This is a genomic window from Cupriavidus sp. FW305-3-2-15-C-LB2, from assembly GCF_058787575.1.
This window is the reverse complement of sequence record NZ_JBYSZW010000028.1, coordinates 78,098-89,247: the sequence shown is the minus strand read 5'-3', so window position 1 is coordinate 89,247 and position 11,150 is coordinate 78,098. Positions and strand designations below refer to the sequence as shown.

General features: G+C 61.9%; 8 protein-coding genes. All 8 read left to right on the top strand.

Features of this window, described 5'->3' with window-relative positions:
• A partial coding sequence (locus AC3WRR_RS20435; protein ID WP_492297960.1) for a type VI secretion system Vgr family protein occupies positions 1 to 2,040 on the top strand: 2,040 nt, incomplete at its 5' end.
• Between the two features lie 33 nt (positions 2,041 to 2,073).
• Positions 2,074 to 4,416 carry a T6SS effector phospholipase Tle3 domain-containing protein gene (locus tag AC3WRR_RS20430; protein WP_492297958.1) on the top strand — a complete coding sequence of 781 codons (2,343 nt, stop codon included), beginning with the start codon at positions 2,074 to 2,076 and terminating at the stop codon, positions 4,414 to 4,416.
• A gap of 91 nt (positions 4,417 to 4,507) precedes the next feature.
• The gene (locus AC3WRR_RS20425; protein WP_037025108.1) at positions 4,508 to 5,968 is read left to right on the top strand and encodes a hypothetical protein; all 1,461 of its coding nucleotides are present in this window, start codon (positions 4,508 to 4,510) and stop codon (positions 5,966 to 5,968) included.
• Positions 5,969 to 6,085: 117 nt separating this feature from the next.
• On the top strand, positions 6,086 to 7,546 hold the full coding sequence (locus AC3WRR_RS20420; RefSeq protein ID WP_081645153.1) for a hypothetical protein: 1,461 nt from the start codon (positions 6,086 to 6,088) through the stop codon (positions 7,544 to 7,546).
• Positions 7,547 to 7,691: 145 nt separating this feature from the next.
• Positions 7,692 to 7,952, top strand: coding sequence for a PAAR domain-containing protein (locus AC3WRR_RS20415; RefSeq protein ID WP_010811517.1), 261 nt, complete (start codon positions 7,692 to 7,694; stop codon positions 7,950 to 7,952).
• Positions 7,953 to 7,981: 29 nt separating this feature from the next.
• A complete protein-coding gene (tssJ, locus tag AC3WRR_RS20410; RefSeq protein WP_492297957.1) occupies positions 7,982 to 8,488 on the top strand; it encodes a type VI secretion system lipoprotein TssJ in 507 nt (168 codons plus the stop codon).
• Between the two features lie 4 nt (positions 8,489 to 8,492).
• The gene (gene tssK, locus AC3WRR_RS20405; RefSeq protein WP_454749298.1) at positions 8,493 to 9,836 is read left to right on the top strand and encodes a type VI secretion system baseplate subunit TssK; all 1,344 of its coding nucleotides are present in this window, start codon (positions 8,493 to 8,495) and stop codon (positions 9,834 to 9,836) included.
• On the top strand, positions 9,833 to 11,140 hold the full coding sequence (tssL, locus tag AC3WRR_RS20400; RefSeq protein WP_492297954.1) for a type VI secretion system protein TssL, long form: 1,308 nt from the start codon (positions 9,833 to 9,835) through the stop codon (positions 11,138 to 11,140). The genes tssK and tssL overlap by 4 nt, the downstream gene beginning before the upstream one ends.
• Positions 11,141 to 11,150 lie beyond the last annotated feature (10 nt).

Sequence of the window (11,150 nt, the reverse complement as noted above, 5' to 3'; positions counted from 1 at the left end):
CGCCTGACCGAAGAGTATGGCATTACATACTTCTTCGAGCATGACGGCGGACACCATCGGCTGATCCTGGCCGCCGAATCGGGCGCGTACCGCGCGTTTCCCAGCGAGGCCTATCGCACGCTGCCCATCTATCCGCGTGGCTTCAAGATCGACCAGGAACATCTGGTCCGCTTCGATCCGGTCAACCGGCTGCGCACGGGCAAGGTGACGCTGAACGACTACGATCCGCGCAAGCCGCGCGCGAATATGACCACCGACAACAGCCAGCCGCGCAATACCAGCTTCGCCGACTTCGAGCGCTACGAGCACCCGGGCGACTATGTCGATCCGGCGGTGGGCGAGATGCGGGCGAGGATCCGCATGGAGGAGCGCCGCTCGCGTGGCCGGCGTGCGCGGGGCGTGGGTGCGCTGCGCGGAGTGGCGGCGGGCTGCACCTACCTGGTGAGCAATCACGGCAACCCGGCGATGAACCGCGAGTATCTGGTGATCGGTGCGACGCTGGAGCTGGAGGATGTCGGCGGCGAATCCGGCAGTGGGCAACAGTTTTCGTGCCGCGTTGCGTTTGAAGCGCACCCCACTGATGAAGTCTTTCGCCCGCCGCGCACGGTCGGCAAGCCATACGTGGCCGGTGTGCAGCGGGCCGTGGTGACCGGCCCGAAGAACCAGGAGATCTGGTGCAACGATCACGGCAACGTGATCATTCAATTCGAATGGGATCGCTACGGGAAGTACGACGAGAACTCGTCACCGTGGATTCGGGTGGTCAATGGCTGGTCGGGCGACCAGTTCGGCGCGATGCATATTCCGCGTATCGGGCAGGAGGTCATTGTGGCGTTCATCAACGGTGATCCGGACTGTCCGGTGATTGTCGGGCGGGCGCCGAATCAGCTCAATCTGCCGCCGTGGGCGCTGCCGGGGCAGCATGCCTTGTCGGGGATTCGCAGCAAGGAGTTGTTTGGCGGGCGCCACAATCACCTGCTGATGGACGATACGAAGGATCAGATCCAGGCGCAGCTGTCCTCGGATCACCAGGCATCGCAACTGAACCTGGGCTATCTGACCGGGGTGCCGGACCACGCCGGGCGCAAGGACAGGCGTGGTGAAGGTTTTGATCTGCGCACCGATGGGCAGGGTGCCATACGCGGCGGGAAGGGCTTGTTCGTTACCGCGGAAGGGCAGGTAGGCGCCATGGGCGGGCACCTGTCGCGCGACGAGTTTATCCGCTGCATGGAGGCGGCGCTGGAGGCGGCGAAGGCGTTGGGGGACTATGGCCATGCCCATGAAGGGCTGGCTGCCGATACAGATCCGCAGGCCGAACTCACGCGGGCCGTCAGGGAGTGGGACGCTGGCGCCAACAACCACAAGGACGTGCCTGGTGAGGGAGGTCAGCCGCTGATCGGTGCCTATGCGCCGGCGGGCATGGCACTGGCCACGCCCAAGATATTGACGACGTATGCCGGCAAGCATATCGACACCGTCTCACGGTTGAACCAGCAAATGACCGCAGGGCAGCAGTTCATTGTCAATGCGGGGCAGGGAATCGGGTTCTTCGCGCACAGCGGTGAGCTGCGCGGCATTGCGCACCAGGGCAATCTGCTTCTGCAGGCGCAGAAATCCAACATCGAAGCGAATGCCAGACAGAACGTAGTGGTGACCGCAACCGATGGCAACATCGTTCTGAACGCGGGCAAGAGCCTGAGCTTGATGACAGCGGACGGCGCCGGCATCCGCATTGGCGGAGGCAAGGTGGATATCTATGGTCCTGGCGGGATCCTGCTGCATACGTCGGATTTCGACATCGTAGGGCCGTCCAGCCTGAACGGACCGTTGCCGCAGTTTAGCCAGGGTGACGCGGGCCGAAAGTTCCTGCTGAAGGCAGGCGAGCTCGAGCGACCGGTCCCCAATGCACCCTACCAGATTGTCAAGGCGGACGGCAGTGTGGTGGAAGGTGTAACCAATGCCGCTGGCGAAACCGCGCAGTCGGCTTCGGATCTGATCGAGGCGGTGAGCGTAAAGATATTTGCGCCCAAGCTGTACTGAGTCTGCTTCGCATCGATTGTCACGGAACCAGATATGAGTGCACCCATAGTATCCAGACAAGGGGTCAACCCGATTGCCAGCGCCGACGACATTCACGTTCCAAGTAAGGCGCTCCGAAAGCTCGACCTGAAGACGCTGCCCGGCATCATCATCTTCGTGCACGGCGTGAACTCGAACGGCGAATGGTTCGCCAGCGCTGAAGAAGGCTTGTGCAAAGGCTTGAATCAGCGCCAGCAGCGCGGGGAAACGGGCGATACTTACGACATGGGGGCGCTACGGCCAGCGCAGTATCTGTCGGAGCTGACACCCAAAGGCTACCTGTCCCGGGAAGTCAATGCGACGAACTTCGTTGCCGATGGCGACCAGAGCCCCATTATCCGATTCCGCTGGGGCTATAAAGCTGCCAAGGAGGACCTGGCGACGGTTGGGCCAAACATCTTGCTTGACGAAGAGGATGCCTGGGGCGGCGGTCCCTTCGCCAACGGATGCTCTGCCCTGCCGGATCTGTGGACCACGGGCACGGTCACCGACCTGTTTGCCGGGTTACAGGCGCAGGACCTGAATACGGAGACAAGCCGGCTGATCTACGGCTGCCCCCCACGCCACTATGGAGCGCATGCCGCCCGGCGCCTGGCCGCACTGGTGGCGCAAGTCCGGGTCAAGCATATTGACGCCTATGGCAAGGTGTGTCCGGTCACGGTGGTCTGTCACAGCCAGGGCAATATGGTCGGCATGGCCTCGGCATTTATTGGCAAGCATGACTTCGGCGGGGATGGCGTGGCGGACACCTATGTACTCGCCAATCCGCCATACAGCGTCCTGCCAAACTTCTTCGATAACTTTGGGCAATACAACGCCGATACGGACCTGGGCCGCGTCACCGTTTTCGCGCGGCGCAAGACGCTGGATCGCTTCTTTGAGATTGTCGGTGCCTCCAGCTTTGATCATGCCAGCGACGACTGCGTCAACGCCCTGACGCCCACCCGGCGTCCCAAGCAAGGGGAAGCTCCCTGGACGGCCGGGAAGGACAGCAAGGATCGTCAGACACGCAAGCACGTCTTCCTCTATAGCAATCCCCACGATCAAGTGATTTCAGTGAGCACCGTGCAGGGGATGGGGTGGCTGGGCCTGTCGAAGGAGGTGCTGGCCGGTACCGATCACGACATGCTGGAGTCGGCCAAGGCGCGCCGCGATCGCCCCTATGCTTTCGCGCATCATGCCGAAGTCTTGTTCCAGCGTGTGTGGGCCCAGGGCAATCCGGGCAAGTATGGCCAGATGCCATTCGAAGTGGGTGCCAAGCCAAGCAACTTCGTCTATTACGACAAAGGTAACCCGTCGAAGGTCGATCCGATCCAGGGCGATGGCAAGGCATTCTGGTACCGCAAGCCATTGCCACTGCGCTTTCATCTGACGCGGGTATGGCAGGACGACCAGCGCGGCTTCGGAGAAAAGCTTGGTGCGACCGCGCTCGGTGGAATCTATGAAATGACCTTCGCCCTGCTAAGGGTGACGACCTTCGGGCATGTCAACTATGTGCCCGTGAACGCTGATCCGCCGGACGGCTGGACCGTGCCGATCAATGCTCCGGCAGTGAAGGAGGCCATCGCGCCGCGGGCCATCCACCTGTATCACCCCGACAAGCGGGCGCCTGACGACGGCGGGCAAAGCGCGAAAGCCGGGACCGTGGAAGGGATCTTCAACCAGGGACCCGAGTCGCACACGGATGCGCTCAATCCGGCAGGCAGGAGCGACGACATCTACGACAAGTACCGGAGCGCGGGGCAGGGCGCGGCGGACTACAGCGACGAAGCGGCGCTGCGCTATGAACACAATGCCAGCGTGCGTCAGCTTGCCCGACGCAAGGCTGACGATCCCTATGAGGCGGCCATTGAGCAGATGAAGGATGGCGGGGACCTTGCGGGGGACGAGTATGCGGAATTCCGCGAGTTCGATGCAGACAAGCGCGGGTATTTCCTGAAATACGCGGTGGATCTGAATGCTACGAACCACTCGACCATCCTGACCAATCCGGTGCACTGCGAGAAGGTGCTCGCCTATGACGTTGATGTGGGCATCTGCATGATGCCGGAGGCGGAGATGAAGTGGCTGAGGCAACTGGCGGACTGGCGCTACTCCAAGCGTAAGGATATGAAGGAATGGACTTGGTACTACGGTTCCGGTCGGATCAACGGAGATCGGTTGGAAAGTCAAAAGGATTACAAGGCTGATGTTCCGAGATCGCTTGGTATGGACGACGAGCGCACGGACAGCCGCCTTTCGCAGACGCCTTCCGAAACTAGGCATCAGCGGCTCACCGAGAATGACCTTGTCTTTGGTGGGCAGATCCTGCAAGGAGGGCCAGGTGAGCGCCACTAATCGACGTTCGCTACCCATCAACTGTCTTGCCATCGTCATGGCGGGAGTCGCCATCGTGGCGCTCCTGTCGGCCTGCTCTACGGGAAAGCCCATGTCCAACTATCACCGAGATCCGTCGCCGTATCCCCTTGCTGCGCGCACACCCGCGAGCGGTCCCAACGCGCCAGCCGCATATGTACTGGGCGTGCAATGGATGAATCCATTGATGTGGAAGGACTACCCGACCCATTGGAACCTGCTGTGGGCGCAGGGAATGGCGGACCGCAATCCGTCCGATACGGACAGCCCGCATCTGAAGCTTGGTGATGCGCCGGGACTACTCGTGCAAGGGGTCAACCCGGTCTGGAAGGATGACAATCCTAATCCGGTGTACTGGCAAGCGCTGGAAGACCTGATTCATGAGCCGCTCTATCCACTGGGCTACTACACGGCAGTCAGCGCGAATTACTTCTATTCGATCCGAAACGGCACGCGACGGCCGGATTTTGCCGACATCCGAGTGTTCGCCGGCATGCCGCAGACATGGATCAATACACCCACCTATATCAAGGAGTCCAATCGATACATGAATGGCCGGGACCGATTGGCAGAGCAGATCGATTGGGGAATGCCGGCACCGTCGATTCTGGCAGAGAACGAAGAGCATGCCGATGAGCGTATGGCGGACTATTTTGTGAAGAACTATGCCGGTTATGACGGTCAGCCCAGAAGGGGGCTCCCTTATGACTCGGACATGGTAATCGGCCTGCCAACCTTCACGCTTAACGCAGCGCGCCGGCTGTTCTTTATGGAAATCTATAGCGCGGCCGAGGCGATGAGCCTGAAGATCTTCCCCGAACCAAAGCTGGCCAATGTCACGGTGATGGCGGGCGAGGAAGCCGTGGGCTTCTATGACCTGCAGGCGGCGATTGCCTACCTGAACGCCAACCCGAAGAAGACGGTGTGGGTGTACACCATGGACGCGCCCAACTACCCGAAAGGCGAGCAGACCAACGAAAATTCGGTGCTGCTGATCCTGGGACATCCCAGCGCGGATTGGGGCTATGCGCCGCTGGCGGCGCTGTACACCCCGCAGCAGCACGAGGGCGGCATCGGAGCGAAGTCAGCTACCCCTGGTGGCGCGTGGCAGGGCCTGCTGCAAGCCGTGCAAGCGCAAGTGCCGCAGGAGCATCCGGTCGACCGCGTCTACCACGACATGGACCGGCGCGCGCCCAATGTGACCACAGTGCTTGCGCCCCTGCGTGCGGCGGTGCACCAGCAGTGGCCGGACCTGGACCAGTTGAAAGACTTCCGCAGCGTCTCGGAACATATGGTGGGCCCGGCCCGCGCGGCCAGCGCGGGGCTGAACATTGCCTATGCGGTGGCGTATGCGGACCAGACCGGGCATAGCGCAGTCGTGACCAGCGTGGTGGATCCCAACGATGCGTGGACGGTGCTGGTGGCGCCACCGCCAGGCTGGACCAGGCGCGAACCTCCCAAGGAATGGCCGCGGGCGCGGGGCAGGACAACTGCCTACTACCCGTGGTTCGGCAAGCAGACGGATGGGCGTTGAGGGGATGAAAGAACCATGGCCACTCGCATGAACAAGGTAGCCGTACGGCGCGCGATTGCCGTCATGGTGGGCGCCACCGTCGCGGCGCTCCTGTCGGCCTGTTCATCGGGAAAGCCCATGTCCAACTATCACCGAGATCCGTCGCCGTATCCACTTGCTGCGCGCACACTCGCGAGCGGCCCCAACGCGCCGGCAGCGTATGTACTTGGGGTGCAGTGGATGAATCCGCTGATGTGGAAGGACTACCCGACCCATTGGAACCTGTTGTGGGCGCAGGGAATGGCGGACCGCAACCCCTCTGATACGGACAGCCCGCATCTGAAGCTCGGTGACGCGCCGGGATTGCTCGTCCGCGGGGTCAACCCGGTCTGGAAGAATGACAATCCCAATCCGGTCTATTGGAAAGCCCTTGATGCCCTGATCCGTGAGCCGCTCTATCCACTGGGCTACCACACGGCGGTCAACGCGAATTACTTCTACTCGATCCGGAACGGCACGCGACGGCCGGACTTTGCCGACATCCGAGTATTTGCCGGCATGTCGCAGGCGTGGATCAATACACCCACCTATATCAAGGAGTCCAATCGATACATGAATGGCCGGGACCGATTGGCAGAGCAGATCGATTGGGGAATGCCGGCACCGTCGATTCTGGCAGAGAACGAAGAGCATGCCGATGAGCGTATGGCGGACTATTTTGTGAAGAACTATGCCGGTTATGACGGTCAGCCCAGAAGGGGACTCCCTTATGACTCGGACATGGTAATCGGCCTGCCAACCTTCACGCTTAACGCGGCGCGCCGGCTGTTCTCCATGGAGATCTATAGCGCGGCCGAGGCGATGAGCCTGAAGATCTTCCCCGAACCAAAGCTGGCCAATGTCACGGTGATGGCGGGCGAGGAAACCGTGGGCTTCTATGACCTGCAGGCGGCGATTGCCTACCTGAACGCCAACCCGAAGAAGACGGTGTGGGTGTACACCATGGACGCGCCCAACTACCCGAAAGGCGAGCAGACCAACGAAAATTCGGTGCTGCTGATCCTGGGACATCCCAGCGCGGACTGGGGCTATGCGCCGCTGGCGGCACTGTACACCCCGCAGCAGCACGAGGGCGGCATCAGAGCGAAGTCAGCTGCCCCTGGTGGCGCGTGGCAGGGCCTGCTGCAAGCCGTGCAAGCGCAAGCACCGCAGGCCCATTCGGTCGACCGGGTCTACCACGACATGGATCGGCGCGCGCCCAATGCGAATACGGCGCTCGCCCCGCTGCGTGCGGCGGTGCACCAGCAGTGGCCGGAGCTTGACCAGTTGAAAGATTTCCGCAGCGTCTCGGAACATATGGTGGGCCCGGCCCGCGCGGCCAGCGCGGGACTGAACATTGCCTATGCGGTCGCGTATGCGGACCAGACCGGGCATAGCGCAGTCGTGACCAGCGTGGCGGATCCCAACGATGCGTGGACGGTGCTGGTGGCGCCGCCGCCAGGCTGGACCAGGCGCGAACCGCCCAAAGAATGGCCGCGGGCGCGGGGCAGGACAACTGCCTACTACCCGTGGTTCGGCAAGCAGACGGACCGGCGTTGAGGGGATGAGAACAATGGTCAATTGGATGAACACGCTTTGCCACCAACGAGGATTTCGTCGGGGCGCTCCTGCTGGCTCGCTCATCGGAAGAGTTGCACCGGCCCATTGCAGTATGTACGCCATTTACCTGGGAGCAGATATATCGATGGCAGATTCCATTGTTGTCGTTGGCGATGGTCACACGCATGGTGGCGTCGTGCTGGCAGGCTCGCCCAACCGCAAGATCAACGGTCGCCCTATCGCACGTCAGGGGGATGCAGTCAGTTGTCCCTTGCATGGGATAAGCCGCATTTCGCAGGTAAGAGGCCTGTACAAGGTCGATGGCGTGCCAGGTGCGGTCAGCGGTGATATGACGGATTGCGGCGCGGTACTGATTGGCTCGGTGTCGGCGCGGGTGGGCTCATGACTCGCAAGGCTCTCTTGATACGGCACAGGATGGCGAGAACCGTGTCGCTGCTTGGCCTATTCGCAGTATCGGTCCTCGGCTCGGCCTGCTCCACAGCACCGGTCCAGCGCGAGCAGATGAAGCTGGATCTGGCTGTATCCGCCAAAGATACCGTCAACCCTGACGACAAGGGCAGGCCCTCTCCGGTCCTGGTTCGGGTCTACGAACTCAAGACCGACAGCGCGTTTGAGAATGCGGACTACTACTCGCTGGAGAAGTCGGACAAGACGCTGCTGACGCAGGATCTGCTGGCACGAGACGAGTTCATCCTCCGGCCCGGCGAGTCGCGCGACATCGAGCGCAAGCTCAATCCGGACACGCAAGCCATCGGCATTCTGGTCGGGTACAGGGAGCTTGGCAAAGCCACCTGGAGATCTGTCTACAAACTGCCACCGGCGCCGGACGCTGCGTGGTACCGCATGGCAATTCCGGCACGCAAGGTCAAGCTGCAAGTCTCGTTGGACCAGCAGACCATCACAATTTCCAAACCTGATTGAATCCATGAGCTGGTACAACAAGGTCGTCTGGAGCGAGGGACTGTTCCTGCGCCCGCAACTCTTTCAGCAGCAGGAGCGCTATCTGGAACACTACGCGCACAAGCGTAGCGCCGCGCTCAGCCCGTTCTTCTGGGGCTTTCACCATTTCTCGATCGATGCTGAAGCGCTCTCGCTGGGTAAGCTGGTGGTCTCCAGTGCCGCTGGAATCTTCCAGGACGGTACGCCCTTCGACGCTCCGGCACATACGGCAGTGCCGGCGCCGCTTGCGCTTCAGGCCGAGCACCTGAATCAGATCATCTGTCTGGCGGTGCCGATCCGCACGCCAAATGCGGAAGAAACGAATTTCGATGATGCCACGGATTCCCTGGCGCGATACCGTGCCTTTGAGCAGGAATTGCTGGATGCGAATTCGATCGCACAGGGACCAAAACTGGTGCAGTTGGCAGACTTGCGTCTTCGGCTTTTGCCGGAGAAGGAACTCTCCGAGTCCTGGCTTGGCCTGCCGTTGACAAGAGTGACGGAAATCCGCGCCGATGGCAGTGCCAGACTGGATGCAGCGCTGATTCCGCCGGTCAATGTCTACACGGCCAGTGCATTGCTTCAAACATGGCTGACCGAAATCCACGGCCTCCTGCATCTCAGGGCCGATGCGATGGCCGAGCGCCTGTCTGCTGCCACTATGCGGGGCGGGGATGCTGCCGAAGTATCGGAATACCTGATCCTCCAATTGCTGAACCGGTACGAGCCGATTCTGACCCACCTGCTGAAGGCCAAGGCCGCGTCGCCAGAGGTGTTGTACCTGCACCTGGCGGCATTGTCGGGGGAACTGTCGACGTTCGTGCGCACCCAGACCCGTCGGCCGGCTGAGCATGCGGCTTATCGGCACGATGCTCCGCATCTTTGCCTGAAGCCATTGGTTGACGACCTGCGCTTCCTGCTCAATGTGGTGCTGGAACGCGCTGCGCAGCGGATTGAAATCACGGAGCAGTCACATGGGATCCGAACGGCGGTGCTCGATCCGGGCGAGATCGGCCGTTTCGCGACCTTTGTGCTGGCGGTGACCGCGCAGGTTCCGGCGGATCTGTTGCAGCAGCAGTTTCCGGCCCAGACCAAGGTGGGGCCGTCTGCGCGGTTGGCGGAACTGGTTCGGTCCCATCTTCCTGGAATTCCGCTGCAGCCATTGCCGGTGCCGCCACGGCAGATCCCGTTCAATGCTGGCCATGTCTACTTTGAACTGTCCCAGCAGCACCCGCTCTGGGACCAGGTGGCGCAGTACGGTGGGCTGGCGCTGCACGTAGCGGGGACCTTTCCTGAGTTGCGTATGGAACTGTGGGGAGTGCGGCAATGAGCAAGCCACTTGTGTCGAGTGATCCCCAATTGGACTCGCAAGCAGCGCAGCCTGCCAAGGCAGGAGATCGCGCGAGCCCACGCGCCGCAGCGGAGGAGAGCAGCCAGAACGACGCGCGCAAGTCCGTTGAGCAGCGGGTGGAAGAGATCAGCCGCAAGGCCAATCCCTTGCTTGCGGCAGCGCGGCCGCTGTTGCGCGCACTGGCCGACATGCCGACATCGCTGCGACAGGATCAGGCGGCTGCACTGAAGGGAATTCTGGTGGGGGAAGCGAAAGATTTTCAGGCAGTCTGCGAGCGCGCCAATATTCGGCGCGAGCACGTTCTGGCTGCACAGTATTGTCTGTGCACGGCGCTGGATGAGGCTGCCAATGGCATGCCATGGGGGCGCCATACCTGGGCGAACAACAGCTTGCTGATCCAGCTGCATGGCGAAAACGATGGCGGCGAGAAGGTGTTCCAGTTGTTGGGGCGGCTGGCGAGCTCCGCCGCAGAGCACATGGACGTGATCGAGGTGATTTATCACATCTTGTCACTCGGCTTCCTTGGCCGCTATGCTGGCCACGCCGATGGCGATCGCCAGCTCGACGCCATTCGGCAGCGGTTGTTGCACCTGATCAGCGCGGCACGCGAAAGCGTGCCCCCCCCCCCCCCCCCCCCCCCCCCCCCCCCCCGCGACCTGTCGCCACACTGGCGCGGCGCGGACGCCGGGCGCCTCAGCCTGCTGCGCACAGTGCCGGTGTGGGTCACGGCGTCGGTGCTGGCACTGGCGGTCTTTGGCCAGTTTGCCTGGTACAAGTACCAACTCTTGTTCCGCACCCACGATCTCGAACAGCAAATCCTCGCCATCGGCAAGGCAACACCGCCGGAGCCGCCCAAGGCGCTGCGCCTCGCCGAGTTGCTCAAGGATGAGATTGCGCGTGGGGTTGTCAGCGTACAGGAGGATGCGACCCGCAGTGCCGTCACGTTCCGCGGGGATGACATGTTCGGCGGTGGCCGCGCCGAGGTCAGCGACAAGGTCCTGCCGTTGCTGGACAAGGTTGCCGGAGAAATCAACAAGGTATCCGGCAAGGTGACCGTGGTCGGCCACAGCGACAACGTTCCCATCAAGACGGCGAAGTACCCGTCAAACCAGGTGCTGTCGGAAGAGCGTGCTGCGACCGTGACCGAGTACCTGGCCAGCAAGGGCGTCGCAAAGAATCGGCTCGAAGCGATTGGCAAGGGCGATTCGGAGCCGCTTACCGACAACAAGACGCCAGCCGCCCGGGCAAGGAATCGCCGGGTCGAAATCGTTGTAACGCCGTAATCGGGGTCAG

Bases quoted from the DNA above. Each gene is read 5' to 3' on its own strand.
- AC3WRR_RS20430 (WP_492297958.1), top strand. From the start codon at position 2,074: ATGAGTGCACCCATAGTATCCAGACAAGGGGTCAACCCGATTGCCAGC.
- AC3WRR_RS20425 (WP_037025108.1), top strand. From the start codon at position 4,508: ATGTCCAACTATCACCGAGATCCGTCGCCGTATCCCCTTGCTGCGCGC.
- AC3WRR_RS20420 (WP_081645153.1), top strand. From the start codon at position 6,086: ATGTCCAACTATCACCGAGATCCGTCGCCGTATCCACTTGCTGCGCGC.
- AC3WRR_RS20415 (WP_010811517.1), top strand. From the start codon at position 7,692: ATGGCAGATTCCATTGTTGTCGTTGGCGATGGTCACACGCATGGTGGC.
- tssJ (WP_492297957.1), top strand. From the start codon at position 7,982: ATGGCGAGAACCGTGTCGCTGCTTGGCCTATTCGCAGTATCGGTCCTC.
- tssK (WP_454749298.1), top strand. From the start codon at position 8,493: ATGAGCTGGTACAACAAGGTCGTCTGGAGCGAGGGACTGTTCCTGCGC.
- tssL (WP_492297954.1), top strand. From the start codon at position 9,833: ATGAGCAAGCCACTTGTGTCGAGTGATCCCCAATTGGACTCGCAAGCA.